Annotated in this window: 21 protein-coding genes; 13 read left to right on the top strand and 8 right to left on the bottom strand. The window is 69.9% G+C overall.

Going from position 1 to position 22,742, the window contains the following annotated elements; all coding sequences use genetic code 11:
* Window positions 1-4 precede the first annotated feature (4 nt).
* Both CP983_RS43360 and CP983_RS43355 read left to right on the top strand, forming a co-directional pair.
* On the top strand, window positions 5-1,255 hold the full coding sequence (locus CP983_RS43360; protein WP_150506139.1) for a tryptophan dimethylallyltransferase family protein: 1,251 nt from the start codon (window positions 5-7) through the stop codon (window positions 1,253-1,255).
* Window positions 1,256-1,289: 34 nt separating this feature from the next.
* Entirely contained in the window at window positions 1,290-2,693 is a 1,404-nt protein-coding gene (locus CP983_RS43355) for a tryptophanase (protein WP_150506137.1), read from the top strand.
* Here the strand turns inward: CP983_RS43355 and CP983_RS43350 are convergent.
* On the bottom strand, window positions 2,632-3,489 hold the full coding sequence (locus CP983_RS43350) for a helix-turn-helix domain-containing protein (protein WP_150507261.1): 858 nt from the start codon (window positions 3,487-3,489) through the stop codon (window positions 2,632-2,634). The genes CP983_RS43355 and CP983_RS43350 overlap by 62 nt on opposite strands.
* 87 nt (window positions 3,490-3,576) lie before the next feature.
* On the opposite strand from CP983_RS43350, the gene CP983_RS43345 reads away from it, so the two are divergent.
* Window positions 3,577-3,966: a nuclear transport factor 2 family protein gene (locus tag CP983_RS43345; RefSeq protein ID WP_150506135.1), complete on the top strand. Its 390-nt coding sequence runs from the start codon at window positions 3,577-3,579 to the stop codon at window positions 3,964-3,966.
* Window positions 3,967-3,985: 19 nt separating this feature from the next.
* Here CP983_RS43345 and CP983_RS43340 read toward each other — a convergent pair whose 3' ends face one another.
* On the bottom strand, window positions 3,986-4,828 hold the full coding sequence (locus CP983_RS43340) for a GntR family transcriptional regulator (RefSeq protein WP_150506133.1): 843 nt from the start codon (window positions 4,826-4,828) through the stop codon (window positions 3,986-3,988).
* 267 nt (window positions 4,829-5,095) lie between these two features.
* Here CP983_RS43340 and CP983_RS43335 point away from each other — a divergent pair, with 267 nt between their 5' ends.
* The 5 genes from CP983_RS43335 (at window position 5,096) to CP983_RS43315 (ending at window position 11,429) form a co-directional block, all read left to right on the top strand.
* The gene (locus CP983_RS43335; protein WP_150506131.1) at window positions 5,096-6,364 is read left to right on the top strand and encodes an extracellular solute-binding protein; all 1,269 of its coding nucleotides are present in this window, start codon (window positions 5,096-5,098) and stop codon (window positions 6,362-6,364) included.
* A 126-nt stretch (window positions 6,365-6,490) separates the two neighbouring features.
* A complete protein-coding gene (locus CP983_RS43330; RefSeq protein ID WP_150506129.1) occupies window positions 6,491-7,459 on the top strand; it encodes a carbohydrate ABC transporter permease in 969 nt (322 codons plus the stop codon).
* Entirely contained in the window at window positions 7,456-8,319 is an 864-nt protein-coding gene (locus CP983_RS43325; RefSeq protein ID WP_150506127.1) for a carbohydrate ABC transporter permease, read from the top strand. Before CP983_RS43330 ends, CP983_RS43325 begins: the two co-directional genes overlap by 4 nt.
* A 97-nt stretch (window positions 8,320-8,416) precedes the next feature.
* Window positions 8,417-9,949, top strand: coding sequence for a beta-N-acetylhexosaminidase (locus CP983_RS43320; protein WP_150506125.1), 1,533 nt, complete (start codon window positions 8,417-8,419; stop codon window positions 9,947-9,949).
* A 46-nt stretch (window positions 9,950-9,995) separates the two neighbouring features.
* Complete coding sequence (locus CP983_RS43315) at window positions 9,996-11,429, top strand: cellulose binding domain-containing protein (RefSeq protein ID WP_150506123.1); 1,434 nt, start codon at window positions 9,996-9,998, stop codon at window positions 11,427-11,429.
* A gap of 70 nt (window positions 11,430-11,499) precedes the next feature.
* Here the strand turns inward: CP983_RS43315 and CP983_RS43310 are convergent, their stop codons facing one another.
* The 5 genes from CP983_RS43310 to CP983_RS43290 all read right to left on the bottom strand — a co-directional run bounded on the left by CP983_RS43310 (window position 11,500) and on the right by CP983_RS43290 (window position 16,243).
* Complete coding sequence (locus CP983_RS43310; RefSeq protein ID WP_150507259.1) at window positions 11,500-12,537, bottom strand: alpha/beta hydrolase; 1,038 nt, start codon at window positions 12,535-12,537, stop codon at window positions 11,500-11,502.
* Window positions 12,538-12,602: 65 nt separating this feature from the next.
* Window positions 12,603-13,370 (bottom strand): ABC transporter permease, encoded by a 768-nt coding sequence (locus CP983_RS43305; RefSeq protein ID WP_150506121.1) that lies wholly within the window; start codon window positions 13,368-13,370, stop codon window positions 12,603-12,605.
* On the bottom strand, window positions 13,367-14,284 hold the full coding sequence (locus CP983_RS43300; protein ID WP_150506119.1) for an ABC transporter ATP-binding protein: 918 nt from the start codon (window positions 14,282-14,284) through the stop codon (window positions 13,367-13,369). Before CP983_RS43300 ends, CP983_RS43305 begins: the two co-directional genes overlap by 4 nt.
* A gap of 98 nt (window positions 14,285-14,382) precedes the next feature.
* Complete coding sequence (locus CP983_RS43295; RefSeq protein WP_150506117.1) at window positions 14,383-15,051, bottom strand: response regulator; 669 nt, start codon at window positions 15,049-15,051, stop codon at window positions 14,383-14,385.
* Window positions 15,023-16,243: a sensor histidine kinase gene (locus CP983_RS43290; protein WP_150506115.1), complete on the bottom strand. Its 1,221-nt coding sequence runs from the start codon at window positions 16,241-16,243 to the stop codon at window positions 15,023-15,025. The genes CP983_RS43295 and CP983_RS43290 overlap by 29 nt, the downstream gene beginning before the upstream one ends.
* A gap of 114 nt (window positions 16,244-16,357) precedes the next feature.
* On the opposite strand from CP983_RS43290, the gene CP983_RS43285 reads away from it, so the two are divergent.
* Window positions 16,358-17,620, top strand: a complete 1,263-nt coding sequence (locus CP983_RS43285; protein WP_150506113.1) for an AI-2E family transporter — start codon at window positions 16,358-16,360, stop codon at window positions 17,618-17,620.
* A 115-nt stretch (window positions 17,621-17,735) separates the two neighbouring features.
* Here CP983_RS43285 and CP983_RS43280 read toward each other — a convergent pair whose 3' ends face one another.
* The gene (locus tag CP983_RS43280; protein WP_150506111.1) at window positions 17,736-19,649 is read right to left on the bottom strand and encodes a protein-arginine deiminase domain-containing protein; all 1,914 of its coding nucleotides are present in this window, start codon (window positions 19,647-19,649) and stop codon (window positions 17,736-17,738) included.
* Between the two features lie 274 nt (window positions 19,650-19,923).
* On the opposite strand from CP983_RS43280, the gene CP983_RS43275 reads away from it, so the two are divergent.
* From CP983_RS43275 to CP983_RS43260, 4 genes are all read left to right on the top strand, one after another.
* The gene (locus tag CP983_RS43275; RefSeq protein WP_125526190.1) at window positions 19,924-20,244 is read left to right on the top strand and encodes a hypothetical protein; all 321 of its coding nucleotides are present in this window, start codon (window positions 19,924-19,926) and stop codon (window positions 20,242-20,244) included.
* A gap of 224 nt (window positions 20,245-20,468) precedes the next feature.
* A complete protein-coding gene (locus CP983_RS43270) occupies window positions 20,469-20,912 on the top strand; it encodes a DUF6325 family protein (RefSeq protein ID WP_189748889.1) in 444 nt (147 codons plus the stop codon).
* An 86-nt stretch (window positions 20,913-20,998) separates the two neighbouring features.
* Window positions 20,999-21,283 carry an SHOCT domain-containing protein gene (locus CP983_RS43265; RefSeq protein WP_107906309.1) on the top strand — a complete coding sequence of 95 codons (285 nt, stop codon included), beginning with the start codon at window positions 20,999-21,001 and terminating at the stop codon, window positions 21,281-21,283.
* Window positions 21,284-21,392: 109 nt separating this feature from the next.
* On the top strand, window positions 21,393-22,679 hold the full coding sequence (locus tag CP983_RS43260) for an ATP-binding protein (RefSeq protein ID WP_208852852.1): 1,287 nt from the start codon (window positions 21,393-21,395) through the stop codon (window positions 22,677-22,679).
* The last annotated feature ends 63 nt before the right edge of the window (window positions 22,680-22,742 follow it).

Genomic DNA, 22,742 nt, shown 5'->3' with positions numbered 1-22,742 from the left:
ACGTATGAACGCGTACACGGAACCGTGTGCCGGACCGACTGAGCGGGCTGCGGGCACAGGGGCCCCGGGGTTCGGCCCGCTGCGGGGAACCGAAAGGCCGGAGGCGGCGACCGCGGAGCGTTCCGAGCCGGACCGGCTGGGCGCTTTCACCGCCGGGCAGCTTGGACGGCTGTGCGATCTGGTCGGCATCGACGCGCAGCGGCGGACCGCCCACCAGCGGGTGCTGACCGATCTGTTGGGTCCGGCCGCCGACCGGCCGCTGACGGACCCTCCGGCCTCACCGTCGTTCGTGTCGGACGATCACACGCCGGTCGAGTTCTCGCTGACATTCCCTGCCGACGGGCCCCCGCTGCTGCGCATGCTGGTCGAGCCGGGCTGCGCCGCCCGGGCGCTGCCGGACAACGCCTGCGCGGCATGGGCGGCCGTAGGACGGCTGGCGGCGCAATGGGGTTATCGCCTCGACGAGTTGACACGCGTGAGCGACCTCTTCCTCCCGCCGGCGCCGCACGGGCCGCTGACCCTGTGGAGCGCCCTGGAGCTGCGGCCGAGCGGGCCCCCGGGGCTCAAGGTGTACCTCAACGCGGGCTCGCGGGGAGCCGAGCGGAGCATGGAGACCGTCGGCGAGGCCATGACCAGACTCGGTCACGGACGGGCCTACGAGTCCGTACGGAGCTACCTCCGCCCGCGCTTCCCCGAGCGGGCCACCTTCATGTTCTTCGCCCTGGACGTGGGCCCGTGGGCCGAGCCGCGGGTGAAGGTCTACGTCGCCCACCATCACGCCACGGCCGCCGACGCGACGGACGCGACCCGGCTCGCGCCCGGGGCGTCTCCCGAACGTGTCGCGGAGCTGTGCCGCCGGATCGGCGGGGACGAGCCCTTCAGCCAACTTCCGCTCATCTCCTGCTACTCGTTCACCGACACGGCCGCCGACCGTCCCACCGGGCACAGCCTCTACGTGCCCGTCCGCGCCTACGTCCGCGACGACCGGGCGGCACGCGACCACGCCGTAGAACTCCTGCGGCACTACGGGATTCACAACGCCCCGCTCGACCGTGCCCTCGCCGCGCTCACCACTCGGCGGCTGAGCGCGGGGGTGGGCCTCATCCCGTACCTGAGCCTTGTCCAGGCGGGCCGGCAGGCACCGCGGATCACCGTCTACCTCTCCCCCGAGGCGTACCGCGTGTTCCCGCCGCGGGAGGACGCCGGACCCTCAAGCCCGGCAGACAGCCGCCGCGCCGCGGACCGCATCAGCTGAGCCCGTACCCGACCCGCGCACCTACGCATGTCTCATGTCGCATGTCGCATGTCCCGAAGGGAAACCGACCGTGGAGCCGTACCGGATCAAGGTTGTCGAGCCGATCCCCGTCACCACCCGCGAGCAGCGGCAGGCCGCGCTCGCCCGAGTCCACTACAACCTCTTCGACCTGCGGGCCGACGAAGTCACCGTCGACCTGCTCACCGACTCGGGGACCGGCGCCCTGTCAGCCGCTCAACTGGCCGCAGGGATGGAGGGGGACGAGTCGTACGCCGGGTCACGCTCCTTCCACCGCTTCCACGACACCGTCCGGGAGCTGACCGGCTACGCGCACATTCTGCCGGTGCACCAAGGGCGCGCGGCGGAACGGCTGCTGGCCTCGACCCTCCTCGGGCCCGGCAAGATCTTCCTGAGCAACACGCACTTCGACACCCTGCGAGCCAACGTCGCCCTGAGCGGGGGCGAGGCGTGGGACCTGCCCTGTCCCGAGGCGCGGGATCTGGACAGCACAGAGCCGTTCAAGGGGAACATCGACACCGCTCGTCTGAAGGCCGTCCTGGACGGACCGGACGGTTCACGGGTCGCCGCGGTGATCATGACGATCACCAACAACGGTGGCGGTGGCCAGCCGGTGTCCATGGCCAACCTGACGCTGACCTCGTCGCTCTGCCGGGAGCGCGGCGTGCCCCTGATCCTGGACGCGGCACGGTTCGCGGAGAACGCCTGGCTGGTCACCCAGCGGGAGGCCGCGTACCGCGACCACAGCCCGCGCCAGGTCGCCGAGGAGGCGTTCAGGCTCGCCGACGGCTGCGCGATGAGCGCCAAGAAGGACGGCATCGCCCACATCGGCGGCTTCCTCGGACTGAACAACGCCGAACTCGCCCGGCGCTGCGAACTGCTGCTCATCGCCACGGAAGGCTTTCCCACATACGGCGGACTGGCCGGCCGCGACCTGGACATGGTCGCCCAGGGCCTCACCGAGGCCACCGAACCGGGGTATCTGCGCGCCCGGGCCGACGACACCGCCTACCTGGCGCAGGTCGTGCGCTCTGCGGGCGTCGACATCGTCGAGCCGCCGGGTCTGCATGCCCTCTACCTCAACGCGGGCCGACTCCTGCCGCACATCCCGCCGCACCAATTCCCCGGCCAGGCCCTGGCCTGCCGGCTCTACCTGGAGGGCGGCATCCGCTCCGTGGAACTCGGCTCCCTGTACCTGGGCACGGAGGACGAGCACGGCAATCCGCTCACCAGCGCGCCCTACGAACTGCTGCGACTGGCGGTGCCACGCCGGACGTACACCCGCAGCCATTGGGACCACGTCGGGCAGACACTGGCGCGCACGGTGCGCGACGCTCACCTGATCCCCGGCCTGCGCATCACCGAACAGCCCGCGCTTCTGCGGCAGTTCCGATCGAAGCTCGCACCGATCGTTCAGTGAGCGCCGGGTAAGCCGCAGCTCGCACGTCGCTGTTGGACTCCTCGAAGTAGGCCGCGGTCTCGGCATCCGCCGGGTAGTACGACTCGATCGCGACCTCGTCCAGGGTGATGTCCATCGGAGTGCCGAATGTCGTGATGGTCGAGAACAGTCGGAGTTCGCGTCCGTCGAAACGAAGAATCATCGGGATCACGACATCGGATTCGACCGACCGTTTAGGCGTGTCCTCGGTGTTGGGTTCCAGTAGTTCTTCGTAGAGCGCGTTGAGTTCGGTGTCGGGAGCAATGGCGAGTTGGCGTCTGATTCGGGAGCGGAACATCGCACGTACGTCGTGCAGGTTGACGACCAAGGGGGCGAATCCGCGTGGGTCGAGTCCCAGTCTCACCAGGTTCATCGGGGGCCGGAGAAGGTCGGGATGGACGTCGGTGAAGAACGGCTCGACCGCGCGGTTGGTCATCACGATGTTCCATCGGCGGTCGAACGCCACCGCGGGGTACGGCTCATGTGCCCGAAGGACCCTCGCGACCGCATCCCGGGCGGCCGATAGGGCGTCGTCACCGAGTGGGCGCTCGGAGTACCGGGGTGCGAAGCCGGCCGCGAGCAGCAGGCGGTTTCGCTCACGCAGCGGCACGTCTAGCTGGTCAGCGAGGCGGAGGACCATCTCGGCGCTCGGGTTGCTCTTGCCCGTCTCGACCAGGCTGACGTGGCGAGCTGAGACGTCGGCGGCGATCGCGAGGTCGAGTTGGCTGAGTCGTCGGCGATGTCGCCACTGCCGTAGAAGGTCTCCGACTGTCTGCATGGTCATCGAGGCTACTCATTTTGGAGCCGTGCGCCATGAAATGCGATTTCATCGACATTCGTCATCGGCACGGAAAACACTGCGTCCATGACCACAGACAGCAAGAGCATGATTCAGCGGGCACTGGCGGAACTTCTTGAGACGGGCAGCGTCGAGACGCTCGAACCGTTGCTGAGCGACGGCTTCGTCCATCACCGGCCGGACTCGACGTCCTCGACCAAAGCGGAGTGGCTCGCCGCCGTACAGGCGGCGCTCATCCCGCTCGCCGATATGCAGGTCGAGGTCCATCACCTGCTGGCCGACGGCGATCACGTCGTGCTGCACTCGCGGCGACGGCTCCCCGATGGTGGACCCGAGATTGTCGTCGTCGATATTTGGCGGATCGACGGCGGGCTGGTCGCCGAGTGCTGGGAGATCATCGAACCGGTCGCCCAGGCAGCCGCCAACCTGGCGTGGTGGGAGGCCGCAGGGCGCTGACGGGTCGGGGGCTCTGCCGTCACCGGTCGGCGTGGACATCGCCCTGAGCTGTGAGCACGACCGCCTCGCGCTGCGGAAAGGCGCCCGGCGGGATGCCCGGGATTGATTCCGTCGGGGTCGTCCGCTCGTCGCCCGTCGGCAGGCCCAAGGTCAGGCGGGTGACGATGCGGTAGCGGTCGCCGCGGTAGATCGAGTGGACGTACTCGACGGCCCGTCCGTCGGTGTCGGTGGTGAGGCGTTCGAAGAGGAGCGCCGGTGACAGGTGCGGCACGTCGAGGATCTTGGCCTCGGCCTGGCTGACGACGGTGGGCTCGATCGTCTGGACGGCTTCGCTGACCTGGACCCCGTGGCGGTCGTGGAGGTGCTCGTAGAGGTCGCCCGCCTCCAGTTCCTGCGCGGTCAGCGCGGGGACCAGGCTTGCGGGGATGTGCAGATGCTCTATGGCCATGGGGACGCCGTCGACGAGCCGTAGCCGCGCGACGTAGATGATGTCGGCGGCGGGTGACAGGTGCAGTTTGCGGCCGACTCGGGCGCCGGCGGCGATGGTGGTGAACTCCAGCAGGCGGCTCGTCCAGGCGCCGGATGCCCGGGGCACCACCATGGCCTGATGGTCCGACACGAGTTCCTGTGTGATCTTCTCCGGTGCCACGAACATGCCTCGGCCGTGCTCACGCACGAGGAGTCCCGCGGCGACCAGTTCATCGACGGCTGCGCGCAGAGTCGGCCTGGACACGTGCAGCGCGGCGCACAGGGAGCGCTCGGACGGGATGGCGTCTCCGGGGTTGAGCGATTCCATGAGTTCGAGGATGTGGTCCCGGACGCGTTCTCGCTTGAGAACCGTCCCCGACTCGCCAGCGTTCATGCTGCTGCTCCCGCCCCACCCGTTCGTGACTTCACCTGACCAGCTCTCGCCACTTCTTACCACTGGTCGAGTACTGGTCAGGTGGAGTGTAGCCATCAACCGTGCAGCAGGGCACTGTTCCGTGTGAATCATGCAACCAAAACCCAAGCCAGCGTGGAGGGTTGACGCCTCGATTGGTCTATGCCACCTTCATCGACCAACAAGAGGTCACCTGACCAGTCGTCGAACTGGTCAGGTGGCGTGGCGTTTTCCTCTCAGGGGTGAACTGTGAAGCTCCGCATGCTTGCTGGTGTTTCCGCGCTGGTGCTCGCCGGCGGCCTCAGTGGCTGCGGCGCTGATTCGGGGTCGTCGGGCGATTCGGCCGACGGCCGGACGACGATCGATGTCTGGCTGATGCGCGACAGCGTCTCGGCGCAGTTCCAGAAGGAGTTCGTCGCGGGCTTCGAGAAGGCCCACCCGGACATCGACGTGAAGGTGCAGATCCAGGAGTGGGACGGGATCGGCGAGAAGGTGACCGCCGCGCTCGCGAGCAATGACGCCCCGGACGTCATCGAGACTGGCAACACCCAGGTCGCCCAGTTCGCGCAGAGCGGCGGACTGCTCGACCTCAGCGACAAGGTCGACGAGCTCGGGGGCGGCGACTGGCTCAAGGGGCTCGCCGAGCCGGGGGCGTACGAGGGCAAGCAGTACGGCATCCCGTACTACGCGGCCAACCGCGTTGTGATCTACCGGACCGATCTGTTCAAGAAGGCCGGTGTCGACGCCGCTGCCATCAAGACCCGGGATCAGTGGATCGCCGCGACCGAGAAGCTCAACAAGGGCGGGACTCAGGGCATCTACCTGCCGGGGCAGATGTGGTACGCGCTGGCCGGGTTCATCTGGGACGAGGGCGGCGACCTCGCCACGGGGTCGGGCGACAGCTGGAAGGGCGCGCTCGACAGCCCGGAGGCCGTACGCGGGATGGAGTTCTACGAGCGGCTCCAGGCTCTCGGTGAAGGCCCCAAGGACGCCGACGAGGCGCAGCCGCCGCAGGCCGAGGTGATGGCCAAGGGGCAGGTGGCGCAGGTCATTTCGACGCCCGGCGGCGCCAATGTCGTCGTAGCGAGCAATCCCGACCTCAAGGGCAAGCTCGGCTTCTTCCCGATCCCCGGCAAGACCGCCGAACGGCCCGGCTCGGTGTTCATCGGCGGTTCCGACCTCGTCATCCCGGCGGCGTCGGGCAAGCCGGACGCCGCTTTCACGTTCATCAAGGAACTCACCGGCGACGACTGGCAGCGCAAGCTCGCCGCCGCCATGAGCTACGTGCCGAACAAGACGACCCTGGCCGACGCGGTCGCCGCCGACCCGGGTGCCTCCGCGATGGCCGTGGGTGCCGCCGTCGGCAGGGCGACGCCCAACACTCCCGGCTGGGCCGCCGTAGAGGCGAAGAACCCCATCAAGGACTACATGACCGCCGTGCTCGCCGGCGCGGATGCCCAGGCCGAGGCCGAGAAGGCGTCCGCGTCGATCACCGCGGCCATGGCGTCAGGGTCCTGAGCCGTCGTCGACGTCGCGTCCGGCGCGCCCGTGTCGCACACAGCACGAAGCGAACAGTGCGCTCGCGACCGTGCCGCACAGCACGCAGCGACCCGTGCGCGCCGTACACCGAGAGGAGAGGACATCGTGACGGTAGTCCGTGAAGCCGACGCGCCACCCGCCGCCCCGCTCCCCCGGCCGGGCCGCGGGGGCGGGGGCGGGCCCGTCGGTAGCGGAGTCTGGCCCTATCTGCTGATCGCCCCGGCGATCCTGGGCATGCTGTATCTGCTGGCGTACCCCCTGGTCCGCACGGTGCTGATTTCGCTCCAGGACTTCCAGCTGCGTCAACTCATCCAGGGCGACGCCCGGTTCGTGGGTCTGCGGAACTACGAGACGCTGCTCACGGACGCCCAGTTCTGGCAGGTCGTACGCCGCACGTTCCTCTTCATGGCCGTGAACGTCAGCCTGATCATGCTGCTCGCCACCCTGGTCGCCCTGGTGATCGAGCGGCTGGGCCGGGTGGGCCGTATCGCCGTGCTCAGTGCGCTCGTACTGACCTGGGCCATGCCGGTGATCGCCGCCACGACGGTCTTCCAGTGGCTGTTCCACTCGGAGTTCGGCATCGTCAACTGGGCCTTGCAGCAGCTGGGGTTCACGTCCTTCGACCGCTATCCCTGGTTCGCCCACGGTACGGCCGCCTTCACGATCCTGGTCGTACTGATCGTCTGGCAGTCGGTGCCGTTCGCTGCCATCACCCTGTACTCGGCGCTGGTCACCGTGCCGACGGAGCTGTACGAGTCGGCACGCATCGACGGCGCCTCGGCGCGGCGCATCTTCCGCGCCATCACGTTCCCCATCATCCGGCCGATCTTCATGCTGGTGTTCTCGCTGGAGGTCATCTGGACCTTCAAGGCGTTCGTGCAGATCTGGGTGATGACCAACGGCGGCCCCGGCGACGCCACCACCATCCTGCCCGTCTACGCCGTGCAGACCGCTCTGTCGAGCCAGCGCTACGACCTCGGCTCGGCGGCCTCGATGGTCACCGTGCTGATGCTGGCCGGCGTGCTCGTCTTCTACTTCCGCCAGATGTTCCGCCAGGAGGGCGAGGCCCTATGAGCGTCCCGCGAGGCGTCACCGTGAGCACGGCACGCCTGCGGCTTCGGCGCATGCCGCTGCACATCGCCGCCGCAGTGATCGTCGTGGTGTGTCTCTTCCCCGTCTACTGGATGGTCGCGACCGCGTTCAAGCCCAACCGGGACATCCAGTCCGACAGTCCCCAACTACTGCCCCGGACATGGACGTTGGACCACTTCCGTGCCGCTGTCGACGCCGACGGGTTCGGGCTGTTCTGGCGCAACAGCATCTTCGTGACCCTGGCCGCCGTCCTGCTCTCCCTGCTCGTCGCACTGGGTGCGTCGTTCGCCGTGGCGCGGATGCGGTGGCGCGGCAGACGGCAGTTCATGCTGATGGTCTTCATCGCGCAGATGGCGCCCTGGGAGGCGCTGATCATCCCGGTGTACATCATCTCCCGCGACACCGACATGCTCGACCGGCTGCCCACCCTGACGCTGGTCTACTTCATGATGACGCTGCCGTTCACCATCGTGGTGCTGCGCGGGTTCATCGCCGCCATCCCGCCGGAACTGGAGGAGGCGGCACAGGTCGACGGCTGTACGCGGCTGAGCGCCTTCCGGCACATCGCGTTCCCGCTGCTCGCCCCCGGGCTGATGGCCACCTCGCTGTTCGGCTACATCACCGCCTGGAACGAGTTCACCTATGCCAACTTCCTGATCATCAAGCACCAGGACAGCCGCACCCTGCCCGTGTGGCTGTCGTCCTTCCAGAACGTCTTCGGCACGGACTGGGGCGCCACCATGGCCGCCTCCACGCTCTTCGCCCTCCCCGCGCTGGCCGTGTTCCTGCTGCTCCAGCGCCATGTGACGGCCGGCTTCGCCGCCGGCGCCATCAAGGGCTGACACTCCCGTCCGGCCCCGCATCCGCCCCGGAGACTCCTGACCTGCACTCGCCCCCCAGAGACGTCCTGTCCCGCACCCCGACCCCCCGGAGACAGCTGTGCCCGCACCCCCGCCGGTGACCTTCTCCCTGCTCCCCCGCCCCACCAAGGCCCATGCCAGAGCCGGCCACTTCACCCTCGGCCCCGACACCTGCCTGCGCATCAGCAGCGGTGCCGAACCCGCCGCCCAGCTGCTGCGCACCCTGCTCGCCCCCGCCACCGGCCTGCCGCTGCGCTCCGCCGAGGACGCGGCCGTCGTCCTGGCCCTCGACCCGGCCCTGACCGGACTCGGCAGCGAGGGATACGGGCTGACGGTCGGACCGCACTCCGTGCTGCTGCGCGCCGCACAGACCACCGGCCTGCTGCGGGGCGTGCAGACGATCCGTCAGCTCCTGCCCCCGCAGGCCCTGGCGGCGTCACCGCAGCGCGGGGTGCGCTGGTCACTGCCCTGCGTGGAGATCACAGACGTCCCCCGGCACCCCTGGCGCGGAGCCATGCTCGACGTGGCCCGGCACTTCCAGCCGGTGTCGTACCTGCGCCGCTACGTCGATCTCCTGGCCCTGCACAAGATCAACGTCTTCCATCTGCATCTGACCGACGACCAGGGCTGGCGCATGCCGGTCGCGGCCTTCCCCAAGCTCACCGAGATCGGCTCCCACCGCGCCCAGTCCATGATCCGCGCCGGCAGCGACGACCACGACGGCGTGCCGCACGGCGGCGCCTACACCCACGCCGAGTTGGCCGACCTGGTGCGGTACGCGGCAGCGCGAGGCATCACCGTGATGCCCGAGATCGAAATGCCGGGCCACGTCCGCGCAGCCCTGGCCGCATATCCGCACCTCGGCAACCGACCCGACCGGGTGCTGGACGTGTGGACCAGGTGGGGAGTCTGCGACAACCTCCTCGGGGTTCACGAGGACGTCTTCGACTTCTGCCGCACCGTGCTGGAAGAGGTCATGGACGTCTTCCCCTCCCCCTACATCCACATCGGCGGGGACGAATGCCCCACCGTCGAGTGGGAGGAGAGCCCGGAAGCCAGAGCGCGCGCCCGGGAATCGGGACTGAGCAGTCCTGCCGCACTGCACGGCTGGTTCCTCGGCCGCGTCGGAGCATTCCTCACCCGAAACGGACGACGCCCGGTCGGCTGGGCCGAAACCGGCACCGAACTCCCCGACGACTTCACCGTGATGGCCTGGCGCGACCCCGCGCATGCCCTTGCCGCCGCCGAACGCGGCCACGACGTCATCAACTCCCACCACCGCGCCACCTACTTCGACTACCCGCAGAGCGCCGGCCCCCAGGAACACCCGGCGCAACCCGGAGCCGTCGTGGCACTGCGCGGCGTACACGCCCACGATCCCGTCCCCGAAGGGGCGTCCCCCGAGGCCGCCGCCCGCGTCCTGGGCACGCAGGCCCAGCTGTGGACCGAGTACGCCGCGACCCCGGACCGCCTCGAATACCTCACCTTTCCCCGTCTGTCCGCCCTGGCGGACCTCGCGTGGTGCGGCCCCACGCAGTGGACGGACTTCCGCTCCCGCCTGGACCGGCACGTCCCGCGCCTCGACGCCCTCGAGGTCAGCCGCCACCCCTGATCCCCCAAGCACGACGAACCCCACATCCCGTGTTGGAAGGAATCGCATGAAGTCCCGAACCGCTCCGAGCAGGCTGCGTATCGCCGCGGCCGCCTCCGTGGCCATGGCCACGGGCACCGTCGGCCTCACCGCCCTGACCGGCACCGCCAGCGCCGCGACCGACGACGTGACGGTCCAGTACCGGACCAGCGCCACCGGCGTCACCGCGGACCAGGCCGAACCGTGGCTGAAGGTCCGGAACACCGGCTCCAGCACCCTGCCGCTCAGCTCCGTCAAGGTGCGCTACTACTTCAAGGCCGACTCGGCCGGCACCGCCTACCGCTTCGCCTGCTCCTGGGCGGTCAAGGGCTGCGCCAACATCACCGGCACCTTCGGCACCCTGGCCAATCCCACCGCCACCGCGGACCGTTACCTGGACATCGGCTTCACCGCCGGGGCGGGCACCCTCGCTCCCGGCGCCGACACCGGAGACATGCAGCTGCGCTTCCACCGGGCGGACTGGCAGACGCTCAACCAGGGCGACGACTACTCCTTCGGCCCGTCGCAGACGTCGTACGCGGACTGGTCGAAGGTCACCGCCCAGGTGTCCGGCAGCACGGTCTGGGGGACGGCCCCCGCGGGCAACGACCCGACGGATCCCCCCACCGACCCGCCCACCGATCCTCCGGCGGGCGGACAGAGCCTGTTCGACGACTTCAACTACACCAGCTACAGCGACCCGAAGATCTCGGCGAACGGCTGGAACGTGCGAGCCAACTCCGGCGGACCGGGGGTGCCCGGCGCCACATGGGCCCCCGAGAACGTCACATTCGCCGGCTCCGGCGGCAACTCGATCATGAACCTGCGGACCTCGACCGCCGGCACGGCCGAGAGCACCAAGCACACCGAAGTCCTCACCAAGGCGACGAAGTTCAAGAACGGCACCTACGCCGCCCGGGTCAAGTTCGCCGACACGCCTCTGTCGGGGCCCGACGGCGACCACCTCGTCCAGACGTTCTTCACCATCAACGACCTCAAGGCGCCCATGGCCGACGACTACGCGGAGTACGACTTCGAGTACCTGCCCAACGGCGGCTGGGGCGAGCCGGCCAACATCCTCTACACGACATCCTGGGAGACCTACAACCCCGACCCCTGGCAGGCCGTCAACCAGCACACCGAGTCCCGGCAGAGCTACGCGGGCTGGCACGACCTGGTGCTCACCATCGACAACAGCAGCATCAAGTACTACGTCGACGGTCAGCTCTTCGGCACCCATGACGCCGCCTACCTGCCCGAGCGCCCCATGTCGATCAACTTCAACCAGTGGCTGATCGACCTCGCGGGCCAGACCAGCACCACCGCACGGTCCTACGACGAACAGGTCGACTACGTCCTCCACGTCAAGGACCAGGTCCTGACCCCGGCCCAGGTCGCCGCGAAGATCAGCGCCTACCGCACGGCCGGCACCACGTTCGAGGACAAGGTGCCCAGCAGCTAGCACACGGCACGGGGCCCCGCCGGTTCGGACCGGCGGGGCCCCGCGTTGGGCGACCGTGGGAACACGGGCATCACGCCTCCAAGGCGCGCAACAGCATCGGCAGCGAGCGCCGGAACTCACGGGCCCAGTACGGCGGTGAGTGCGTGCCCGCGTAGAAGTGCGTCGTCAGGGGCGTGCCGAGTGCGGTCAGGCGGATGGCCAGGGCTCGCGACTCGCGTGCCATGATCGTCTCGGTCGGGGAGATGACGTCCTTCGGGAACGGGTCGGCCGGGTCCTCCAGGCCCGGGATCTCCGGGTCCGGTTCCGTGCCCGGCGGGTCCAGGGCGCCGAGCGTGCCGTCGCCGCCGGCGAGGTACACGGGTGTGGTGCGGAGCCGGTCGGCGAGGTAGTAGGGGTCGTGGGCGTGCCAGTTGGCCCGCTGTGCGACCGGGTCGCCCCATACGGCCTTCCAGTCCAGTCCGAGGTAGGTCATCGCGGCCCGGATCGCGTGCGGATGCCGGCTCGGGTGCACGAAGCCGCTGTAGCTCGCGGCGGCGCGGAACATCCCCGGGTGGCGCGCGGAGTAGGAGAGGGCGCCGAATCCGCCTTGAGACTCCCCCGCGGCCGCACGACGGGTGCCGGCTCCGTAGTGTCGCTCAAGGAGTGGGCGTACTTCTTCGAGGTGGAAGGTCTCGACGGCCGGCGGGCCGCCCCGGCCGCCGTTGAACCAGTCGGTGTAGAAGCCGAACAGCGGCATCTCCGGCATCACGACCAGCACGTTCCGCAGTTGCGGCAGCTCGCGCAGGCGGGCGTCGTAGTCCTCGGTCCAGGCTTTGTGGTTGCCGTCGCCTCCGACCAGCAGGTAGAGCGTCGGCCAGCTCTCGCCCGGCTGTCGATCCTGCCAGCCGTCCGGGGTCAGCAACCGGACCGTGGCGGCGCGGCCGAGGGCCGGTGAGTCGACCGTCAGGTCGACCAGGCGCTCGCCCACCTTCTTCTCCGCGGTGACCCGGGCGCCGCGCGCTGCGGAATCGGCAGGGTCAGCGTCCGTGGCCGAGACCCCGATCAGCAGGAGGAGGTCGCCGACGACCAGGGCGATGAGCAGGCGTAGGCGGGCGGGACTCCAGGGCATGACCGAGGCCTTCTCAGGGGTGGACCACGGCATGGCCGAGGTCCTCTCGGGCGTGGGGTGGCGTGTCATGCGTCCCTCCTGCGCAGTGTCAGGGCCGCGAGCAGGAGCAGGGCGGCCGTGCAGATGGCGACGAGGAGCAGGGATGGCCAGGGGCCGAGGCTGCCGACCGTTTCCGCGGTCGCGTCCGAGGTCTGGGTGAGCTTCTGGAGGGTGGCCGTCGGGGAGGTGCCGGCGATCCAGCGCTGGGCGTCGCCGAAGAGCGGGCCGAGAAGCGAAGGCAGGAGGAGGACTCCGAGGACGGCTGTGACGGCGGCCGCGGAATGGCGTACGAGGGTGCCGACCGCCAGGCCCAGCAGTGCGGCCAGTGCGAAGGAATCCGCGATGCCGAACAGGGCGGGCAGGGGCTCGCCTTGGGCGTACCTGCCGTGGTCGAGCAGCGCGTCGCCGACGACGTAGGCGAGCGAGCAGGAGACCAGTGCCGACACGTAGGTCAGGCTCGCGAGCAGTGCCGCCTTTGCGGCCAGGACGGTGGCCCGGCGTGGGGTGGCGCCGAAGGTGGTGCGGATGGTGCCGCTGCCGTACTCGCCGGTGATGACCAGCGCGCCGACGACCGCGACGAGCATCTGGGCCGGGACCGAGAGGGTGAGGCCTGCGCCGAACACGGTGTCGTCCGGTTGCAGACTTCCCGTCGCCGCGACGAACACCGCGCCCAGCACGGGGACGACGGTGGCCGCGACGGTCGTCCACACCAGGGAGCGCACGCTGCGGAACTTGATCCACTCATGGGCGAGCGCCTGCGGGAGACCGGCTCGGGCATGCGTGAGGGTGGTCATCGGTTCGCCTCCGGTGGTGTCCGGTACTCGGCCGAGTCCTCGGAGAGGGCCGTGTAGACCTCCTCCAACGAGGAGTGGGCGGGGGTGAGTTCGTGGACCGCGAGTCCGTGGTCACGGGCCAGGTCGCCGATGACCGGGGCGTCGAGGCCGTCCACGCGCCAGCCGCCGCGGGACTCCGGCCGTACGGTCGCCCCCTTGGCCTGGAGCAGCTCGCGCAGCCTTTCCGGTTCCGGGGAGCGGACGAGCGTATGGGCGCGGGAGTTGGTCTCGATGAAGTCGCGCACGGTCGTGTCGGCGAGCAGTCTCCCTCGTCCGATGACGACCAGGTGGTCGGCGGTCAGCTCCATCTCGCTCATCAGATGACTGGAGAGGAAGACCGTACGGCCTTGTGCGGCCAGGGATTTGAGCAGTGTGCGGATCCAGCGGATGCCCTCGGTGTCCAGGCCGTTGACCGGCTCGTCGAGGATCAGCACCTGCGGGTCGCCGAGCAGTGCGGCGGCGATGCCGAGCCGCTGGCTCATGCCGAGCGAGAAGCCCTTGACTCTGTGGTGGGCGACCTCGGTGAGCCCGGTGCGGTCGAGGACGTCGCCGACGCGGCTCCGCGGGAGGCGGTTGCTCGCCGCAAGGCCCGTCAGGTGCTGGTGGGCGGTGCGGCCGCCGTGGACGCCTTTGGCGTCGAGCAGCGAGCCGACCGTGCGCAGGGGCGCGGGCAGCTCGGCGTACGGCCGCCCCGCCACGGTGACGGTGCCCGAGGTCGGTGCGTCGAGGCCGAGGACGAGCCGCAGGGTGGTGGATTTGCCGGCGCCGTTGGGGCCGAGGAAGCCGGTCACCCGACCGGGGCGGACCGTGAACGTCAGCCCGTCGACGGCGCACCGGTCGCCGTAGCGTTTCGTGAGGTCGCGTGCTTCGATCATGCCGTCGACGGTAGGAAGCCATGCAGATTCGGACATCCGCCTCCGGGAGTCGACGGCTACTCCCACGGGAGTAGCTCACGGCCCCTTGGCCGGGTCGCTCAGCCCTCCCCCGCCCTGACCAGTCCCGTCTCGTACGCCAGCACCACCAGTTGGGCGCGGTCCCGTGCCCCGAGTTTGGTCATCGCCCGGGACACGTGGGTCTTCGCGGTCAGCGGGCTCATGAGCAGTGCTCGCCCGATCTCTTCGTTGCTCAGTCCGCCCGCGACCAGCGCCATCACCTCGCGCTCCCGCTCGGTGAGCACGGCCAGCCGGTCGGCGCCCGTCGCCTCCGGGCCCTTGAGCCGGGCGAACTCCTCCACCACCGATCGGGTGACGGCCGGGGCGAGGAGGCTCTGCCCGGCGGCGACCGTGCGGATCGCCGCGCGCAGCTCGTCCGGTTCGAGGTCCTTGAGCAGGAAGCCGGCTGCCCCGTGTCGCAGTGCCTCGAAGACGTAGGCGTCGACCCGGTACGTGGTGAGCATGACCACCCGGACACCGTCGAGGGCGGGGTCGGCGGCGATCCGGCGGGTGGCCTCGATGCCGTCGGCGCCTGGCATGCGGACGTCCATGAGGACGACGTCGGGCCGGGTCAGCCGCACCACCTCCACGGCCTGGAGCCCGTCGGCGGCCTCCGCGACCACGACCAGGTCGTCGGTCAGGTCCAGCAGGGCCCGAAATCCCGCCCGTACGACGGTCTGGTCATCCGCGAGCACCACGCGCACCGTCACGATCGCTCCCTCCGTTGTTCCCGCCGTCGCCGCCGCGGGCCGGGAGTTCGGCCCGTACCCGGAAGCCGCCGCCGGCCAGGGGCCCGCAGTCGATCCTGCCGCCGGCTGCCGCGGCGCGCTCCCGCATTCCGACCAGCCCGAAGCCACCGGAGGCCGACGGAGTGGTTGACGGGCCGTCGTCGACGACCTCGACCATGAGCCGGTCGCCGTCCTCGACGACCGAAACCACGGCATGCCGGGCCCCGGAGTGTTTGACGACGTTCGTCAGAGCTTCCTGAACGATCCGGTACGCGGCCAGTCCCACCACCGGCCGCACCCCGCCCGAAAGGTTTTCCTGCCGGAGTGTGATCGCCAGTGTGCCGCCCGCGAACCGGTCGACCAGCTCGGCGAGCCGCTCGATCCCGGGCACCGGATCCACCGGGTCCCCCTCCGGCTCGCGCAGGACGGTGACGGTGGCCCGCAGCTCCCGGACCGCCTCCTTGCCCGCCGCGCGCACCTGCCGCATGGCGTGCCGGGCCACCTCGGGCCGTACGTCGAACGCGTCCAGTGCCACGCCGGCCTGCACGGTCATCGCCGTGACTGTATGCGCGACGACATCGTGCAGGTCGCGGGCGATCCGCAGGCGTTCCTCGTGCACCCGCCGGGTTGCCTCACGCTCCCGGTCCTCTTCCGCGCGGGCGGCCCGATCGGCGTACTCGGTCTGCAACTGCCGTCGGGTTCGCACGACTTCGCCCAGCAGGAGCGGGACGAGCGGCCACAGCATCTCCAGCACCGCGAGCCCTTGCGGGTTCACCACGTCGTTGCCGACCCACAGTGCGATCGCGCCCGATGTGAAGGAGGCGATCAGACCGGTCCACAGCGTGCGCCGCCGGTCCCCTTGTACGGCGACCGTGTACAGCGCGACGATCACCGGGAGGTTCAGCAGTTCCCCGATGTGCCCGTACAGCGCCCAGCCCGCGCACGCCGCCCCCGTCACCACCGTGACCGCCACCGGCCACCGCCGCCGCCACACCAGGGCGAGGAGCGAGATGGCGAGCAGCAGCCAGGTGAGCCAGTCCGCCTGCCGGTAGTCCGGGTCGTTCGACGCGGCGTCGAGGCCCGTGAACCACGCGACCACGGCCACGACGAGGAAATCCACGGACCTGGGCGAGAGGCCGCGCAGCCGGCCGGTGAGGCGGTCGAGAGTCGTCACCCACAACACCGTATGAGCGCGGAGGGCCGTGCGCGTACGCCGACGGGAGTACTCGGATGGGCCGACCGCGGGGGCGCCGTCCGGCCGCGAGGCGGGGTGGGCGAGACTTGCCCGGTGGCACGCACAGACGAGGCCGGTCAGGCCTATCCGCAGGCGCCGGCATCCGACCCGGCACCGAACCCCCGACCAGAGGCCGGACAGGCGACCGGGCCCGGCGCCCGCATGCCGCGCTGGCTGCCGCGGTCCATGGTGCTCGCGCTGCTGCTGGTCGGAGTGTTCCAGCTGGGCAGCTGGGCCTTCCACCAGCTCCTCGGGCTGCTGATCAACATCCTCATAGCGTTCTTCCTGGCCCTCGCGATCGAGCCCGCGGTGAGCCGGATGGCGGCGCGCGGCATGCGCAGAGGACTTGCCGCCTTCCTGGTCTTCCTCGGCCTCGTGGTCGCGACCTCCGGTTTCGTCACGCTGCTCGGCTCCGTGCTCGCCGAGCAGGTCATCAAGATCGTCGAGGATTTCCCGGCGTACCTCGACTCCGTCATCAACTGGGTCAACGCGCACTTCAAGACCGACCTGAAGCGGGTGGACGTCCAGGAAGGCCTGCTCCGCTCCGCGTGGCTGCGCGAGTACGTCGAGAACAGCGCGACCGGCGTCCTGGACGTGTCCGCCCAGGTCCTCGGCGGCCTCTTCCGGCTGCTGACGATCACTCTGTTCTCGTTCTACTTCGCCGCCGACGGCCCCCGCCTGCGCCGCGCGATCTGCTCCGTCCTGCCGCCCGCCAAGCAGGCCGAGGTACTGCGGGCGTGGGAGATCGCCGTCGCCAAGACGGGCGGCTACATCCACTCGCGCGGCCTGATGGCGCTCGTCTCCGGCGTCGCGCACTACATCATGCTCGAAGCGCTGGGCGTTCCCTACGCGCCCGTGCTGGCCATGTGGGTCGGGCTCGTGTCGCAGTTCATCCCCACGATCGGCACGTATCTCGCGGGCGCCCTGCCCATGCTGATCGCGTTCACGGTCGACCCCTGGTACGCGCTGTGGGTGCTGATCTTCGTCGTGGTCTACCAGCAGTTCGAGAACTACCTGCTCCAGCCGAAGCTGACCGCCAAGACCGTCGACATCCACCCGGCCGTCGCCTTCGGCTCGGTCATCGCCGGCACGGCCCTCCTCGGCGCGGTCGGTGCCCTGATCGCCATCCCCGCGGTCGCCACGTTGCAGGCGTTCCTCGGGGCGTACGTGAAGCGGTACGACGTCACGGACGACCCGCGCGTAGAGGGCCACCGGACCAGGGGACCAGGCGGCGGCCTCGTCGGACGGCTCCGGAGGCTGCCGGGTCAGAAGGCCGCAGAACCGGCGATGGCGGACGCGACGGACAGCCCGTCCTAGGCGCCGTTCCGCTCTGCCTCCTCGGCCGGTGAGACCGCTCGGCGCCCCCGCACGCGAGTCGCGGAAGTGACGAGCGGCCCCAGCCGTCACCGGCCGCAGGGCGAGGCAACCGGCGCTACTGCTTCCACCAGGCGGCGGACGCGTCGCGCAGCGTGTTGGTGCCGCAGTGCACCTCGCCCATGCCGAGGTGGTACGTGTACCAGTCGTCGATGTACGACACCTTCATGCCCGCCTTCACATAGGCGGCCGTGACGGCCTGGGTGAAGATGTCCTTGCCGCCGATGACGGGACCCCACTGGCGGGGCGCAAGGTAGCGGTCGCGGCTGAGCAGGATGCCGTTGACCGCTCCGGGCACGTACGCGCTCGTCGCGACGGTCGCCCGTGCAGCCCGAGCGGAGTCGTTGCCGCCCCTGGACAGCCACCGCTGCTGGCCGTGCTCCTTCACCTCGTCCGGCAGGGGCGTGTTCCCGCCCATGCGCGTCAGTCGCGGCACGCGAACGTCGTCGCCGCCCTCGGTACGGGCCATCGACCCGCGGGTGTAAAGGGCCGGCACGCGCACGATCTCGTCGTCGGTCACGCCGGTCTCACGCTTGAGGATCTCCAGATTGGCCGCGATCCGCTGGGCCGCCATGTTGTTGTCGGACACCAGGTGTCGCGAGGCCAGTGCCTGGTCGATGGTGTCCGGAAGCGGCGGCGAGCCGCCGAGGCCCGGGACGGAGAACATCTTGGTGCCGCCATGGCCCGCCTGCTTGGCGTCGCGCAGCAACTGCAGCCCGGCCTCGGGGTCGGCAACGCCGATCCGCCAGCCGCGCGGGGTGTCGGCGGGCAGGAACTGCACGAACTCGTCGACGTGCCCGACCTCCAGCCAGGAGGTGTCCAGGAGCAGCGGGTCCTGGAATCCCTGGGACTTCAGCAAGGTGCGCATCGTCGCCGAGGGCCGCTCGCCGCTGTCCTTGCGCCACCCCATGATGATCCGTCCGGCCGGGAACGAACGGCCGTTGTGGGCGTACGGCGGGATGGTCTCCAGGTTCCCCATGGAGTTGAGCGACCAGTCCGCCGGTGCCGACGCATCGAAGGCCTGCACGACCCCGATGTCCCGTCCGCGGACCTTCTCGAACAGCTCACGCCCGGCCTCACGGTCCGGTTGCGCGGAGCGCAGCATCACACGCATCACGTGCCGGCGCCCGTTCGTCCCGGTCATGCTCACGTACGCCGGCTCGACGAAGTCCTGCGCCCAGGGGTCCTGATACTTGTCGAACGTCACCAGCGGCCGGGTGATGCCTGCCTTCTCCGCCTCCTTCTTCAGGTCGGTGACGAACTTGCCCTGGAGCCCGCTCCAGTCCGCGTCACGATTCAGCTTGGTGACCATCATCTGCTGGGCCTTCTGCAGATGGTGGTGGGTGAGGAGCGGAGCGACGCGCAGGGTGACGGAGTCGGAGGTGCTCTGGCCGCCGGCCGTCACGGTGAGACGGATGACCGTCCTGCCGTCCCACTTCCGGGTGTCCCGGATGATGTCGGTGGCCTCGACCCCGAACTCCACGCCGGAACGCAGCTCGGCCGCCGACAGGCTCGTCTGCGGCGTGATCATGACCCAGTTGCCCGCACGCTTGAGGTAGACGCGGGTCTGCTTGGCACCGGTGGTGACCTTGAATCTGCCCTTGGCGCCGGACGGCAGGCCCCGCATCGGTACCGAGCGGATACGGGCGAGGTCGGCGGCGTCGGCCGGGCCGTTCACCTTGGTGTCGGAGGCGTCGTTGCACGCGGCCAGCTTGGCGTCGGACAGCGGCCTGCCGCCGGGTCCGGTGACCGGGCAGCGCTTGGTGTCATCGTCGATGTTGGGCAGGTAGACCGCTCCCCTGCCCGAGGACCAGGTGTCCTCTCCCGTCGTGTCGGTGCTGCCGCCGACATCGACCTGCCCGTCGCGGTTCACGTCGGCACGGAGGTCGGCCCGTGCGGCCGGCTCGGCGGCCGAGGCGGGTGAGAGCGGCACGGCCAGCGCGGTGCCGACCGCGGCGAGCGCGACGACCATGGGCCCGGCAGGGTTCGTACGTATACGTCTGCGTGAACGCACAGCGCGTTCCTCCTCAGTTGGGGGGGTGCACCGTGCAAGAGGTGAAACGAGTGGCTGTGCGTTCACTGTGCTGACGGAAAGTCATACCGAGGTCTGACGGGGCCCCGCCGATCGGGGGGTGGCACAGCGCAGGGCGCCAGGAGTCCGACAACTACCCGCGCCCGCGCAACCCGCTGCGGAATCTCAACGTCCAACTTCACGACAGACAGCTGTCGATCACCCGGGAGAGCACGTGGCGAAGAAGGACCGGACGACGGACGCGGCGAAGGACAAGGACCGCGAGAAGTGGATGGCACGTTTCCAGGTACGGCTGGTCACGCAGCCGGGTGTGGACCGGGCGATCGTGCTCCAGGCGGTCAAGGAGGTCACGACGCACTGCGAGGAGACCGGAGAGGACCCGCGGACCGCTTTCGGCGACCCGGACGCCCACGCCGTGCAGGTCGCCGCGCGGCTGGTGCCGGAGGACCGAGCGGCGCGCGGGAGGCGGAACAACGCCCTCGTGGACGCGCTCGACTCCGTCCGTGACGCGGTGGGCAAGATCGGCGGCGTGTGACCGGTTGAACCGATCATGCCCGGCGATGGCCTGGAACGGTTGCACGGGTCGCGCGCGGCCATGGCCTGGCCCGGTTGACCCCGTCGCCTGCGGCCATGGCCTGGAACGGACACCGAGGTGCGGTCGCCGCCGCCCGGTGCTGCAATTGAGGTGATGGCCGCCCGGTGCTGCCGATGAGGCGCGGGGCGTCACTGGGGGCTGCCGCGAGCACCAGAGGTGACACCGTGAGCGACGAACTTGAAGACGTTGGCCCGATCGACTACCTGGTCGTCGAGTTCCCCGGCAACCGGATGACGGGCGAGGGCCTGCCCCTCCTGGTCGACCTCGTGGACCGCGGCATCATCCGGATCCTGGACCTGATGTTCGTCCGGAAGGACGCCGACGGATCCGTGACCGGCATGGAGATCGCCGACCTCACCGGCGACGGCGAGCTCGACCTGTCCGTCTTCGAGGGCGCGTCGTCCGGCCTTCTGGGCCAGGACGACCTGGAGGAGGCGGCCACCGCGCTGGAGCCGGGCAGCTCCGCGGGCATCCTCGTCTACGAGAACCGGTGGGCCGCGCCCTTCGCCGCTGCCCTGCGCCGTGGCGGTGCCAGGCTGGTCGCGTCCGGTCGGATCCCGGTGGACGCGTTCGTCGCGGCGCTCGATGCGACGGAGGCCGCTCGCTGAACGAGTGATCGTGGCTGATGACGTTCGCGGCGGATGTCGATCGCGGCTGACGCCGGCCACGGTTGACGCAGAGAAGGGAAACGGTCATGCCAGGTCTCCTCCGCGGGGTCGCTCGCACCGCCGTCGTCGCCGGAACGGCGACCGCCGTGTCGAACCGGGTCTCCCGCCGCCAGCAGGGCCGCTGGGCGGCGCAGGAGCAGAATGCGTACGCGGCAGCCCCCGCACCCCAGCCGGCGCCCAGCGCCGAGCCACCGGCCCCCGACATGACCACAAAGATCGAACAGCTGAAGCAGCTCGGCGACCTCAAGGAACAAGGCGTGCTTTCCGAGGCCGAGTTCGAGGAGCAGAAGCGCAGGCTCCTGGCGTCGTGACCGGCCGTCGTCAGCCGTGAATCGGACGGCCTGCTGTTCGGCGAGGTCCCGTTGCTGGGAGCATCACGTCCCCACCCCCGGGGAGCCGTGATGGCACTTCGCGAAGGTGATGGCGATGCCGGCATGGCGTTTGCGGGACTTCCACGACGATGACCTCGACCGCGCCATCCAGATCTGGGACCAGAACCAGCAGGCGGACGAGACAACCGGCGCCTTCCCTCTGTCGGAAGTCGTGACCTCGGCCAGGTCCGGAGGCCCGGCGGTGGTGGCGGTGGTCGGCGACGAACTCGTCGGCGTCGCCGTGGCACAGGCCCATGGCGAGAGAGGCTGGATCGTCCTGGTGGCCCTGGCCTCGGCCTGGCGTAGGCGCGGCATAGGGAGCGCCTTGATCGCCGAGATCGAGCGGCGCCTGTGGGCACAAGGGATCCGCCGGATCGGCGCGCTGCTCGCACCAGGGGTCACCGGAACCACCGCCTTGGAGAACTCCGGCTACCGCTCCCGGGCGGGGCTCGTCTTCTACGAGAAGGTGGAGCAGCTCGGCGCGAGCGACGCGGGCCTCCTCGCGGACCTCGGGGGGAGGATGCTTCCCGACGGTCTGTGGGAGAGCCTCGCAGGCATGGAAAGCGTGAAGGAAGCCATCGAGCGCCGGATCGTCCTGCCGCTTGCCCGACCCGCGCTGGCCGAGCAGTACGGAGTGCGGCCACCGAAGGCGGTCATCCTCTTCGGGCCGCCCGGCACCGGCAAGACCAGCTTCGCCCGAGCGGTCGCCTCACGCCTGCAGTGGCCCTTCGTCGAACTCTTCCCCTCCCGGCTCGCATCGTCGCGCGAAGGCGGGCTGGCGCTCTCCCTGCGGGAGACGTTCACCGAGCTCGCCGAACTGGAGACGGTGGTGCTCTTCATCGATGAGGTGGAGGAGATCGCCGCCGCCCGCTCCGGAACGGCCGTCGACCCCAGCCACGGCGTCACCAACGAACTCCTCAAGCTCATCCCCGGCTTCCGCGACCACGACGACCGCCTCCTGATCTGCGCCACGAATTCCGTCCGCCGCCTCGATCCGGCGTTCCTCCGCCCCGGGCGCTTCGACTACGTCATCCCCGTCGGCCCGCCGGATCCGGAAGCCCGATCGGCAGTATGGCGCCGCTACCTCGGACCTGCGGCCATCCACGTCGACCTCGACCGCCTGGTGGAGGCCAGCGCGATGTTCACGCCCGCAGACATCGAGTTCGCCGCTCGCAAGGGCGCCCAGACCGCTTTCGAGCGCGAGGTGACTCAAGGGGACGGCGCACCCGCAGGCACCGGGGACTATCTGCGGGCCATCGAGAAGACCCGACCGACTCTCACCGACCAGGCGTTGACGGACTTCGCCGAGGACACCGAGACGTACGTGCGCATGTGACATCGAGGCCATCGCACAGAGAACGACGGCCCCGCCGCCGGGGCGCGGCCCGTGCTCGGTGCC

The organism is Streptomyces chartreusis, from assembly GCF_008704715.1.
In the GTDB taxonomy this organism is placed as follows: domain Bacteria; phylum Actinomycetota; class Actinomycetes; order Streptomycetales; family Streptomycetaceae; genus Streptomyces; species Streptomyces chartreusis.
The sequence above is the reverse complement of the archived record's forward strand: the minus strand, read 5'-3'. Positions and strand labels throughout refer to the sequence as shown.

What these genes read in the sequence shown, in the direction of transcription:
- CP983_RS43325 (WP_150506127.1), top strand. Translation starts at nt 7,456, where the DNA reads ATGAGCGTCCCGCGAGGCGTCACCGTGAGCACGGCACGCCTGCGGCTT.
- CP983_RS43300 (WP_150506119.1), bottom strand. Translation starts at nt 14,284, where the DNA reads ATGATCGAAGCACGCGACCTCACGAAACGCTACGGCGACCGGTGCGCC.
- CP983_RS43305 (WP_150506121.1), bottom strand. Translation starts at nt 13,370, where the DNA reads ATGACCACCCTCACGCATGCCCGAGCCGGTCTCCCGCAGGCGCTCGCC.
- CP983_RS43340 (WP_150506133.1), bottom strand. Translation starts at nt 4,828, where the DNA reads ATGAACGCTGGCGAGTCGGGGACGGTTCTCAAGCGAGAACGCGTCCGG.
- CP983_RS43355 (WP_150506137.1), top strand. Translation starts at nt 1,290, where the DNA reads ATGTCGCATGTCGCATGTCCCGAAGGGAAACCGACCGTGGAGCCGTAC.
- CP983_RS43360 (WP_150506139.1), top strand. Translation starts at nt 5, where the DNA reads ATGAACGCGTACACGGAACCGTGTGCCGGACCGACTGAGCGGGCTGCG.
- CP983_RS43280 (WP_150506111.1), bottom strand. Translation starts at nt 19,649, where the DNA reads ATGGTCGTCGCGCTCGCCGCGGTCGGCACCGCGCTGGCCGTGCCGCTC.
- CP983_RS43345 (WP_150506135.1), top strand. Translation starts at nt 3,577, where the DNA reads ATGACCACAGACAGCAAGAGCATGATTCAGCGGGCACTGGCGGAACTT.
- CP983_RS43350 (WP_150507261.1), bottom strand. Translation starts at nt 3,489, where the DNA reads ATGCAGACAGTCGGAGACCTTCTACGGCAGTGGCGACATCGCCGACGA.
- CP983_RS43265 (WP_107906309.1), top strand. Translation starts at nt 20,999, where the DNA reads ATGCCAGGTCTCCTCCGCGGGGTCGCTCGCACCGCCGTCGTCGCCGGA.
- CP983_RS43260 (WP_208852852.1), top strand. Translation starts at nt 21,393, where the DNA reads ATGGCGATGCCGGCATGGCGTTTGCGGGACTTCCACGACGATGACCTC.
- CP983_RS43310 (WP_150507259.1), bottom strand. Translation starts at nt 12,537, where the DNA reads ATGCCCTGGAGTCCCGCCCGCCTACGCCTGCTCATCGCCCTGGTCGTC.
- CP983_RS43315 (WP_150506123.1), top strand. Translation starts at nt 9,996, where the DNA reads ATGAAGTCCCGAACCGCTCCGAGCAGGCTGCGTATCGCCGCGGCCGCC.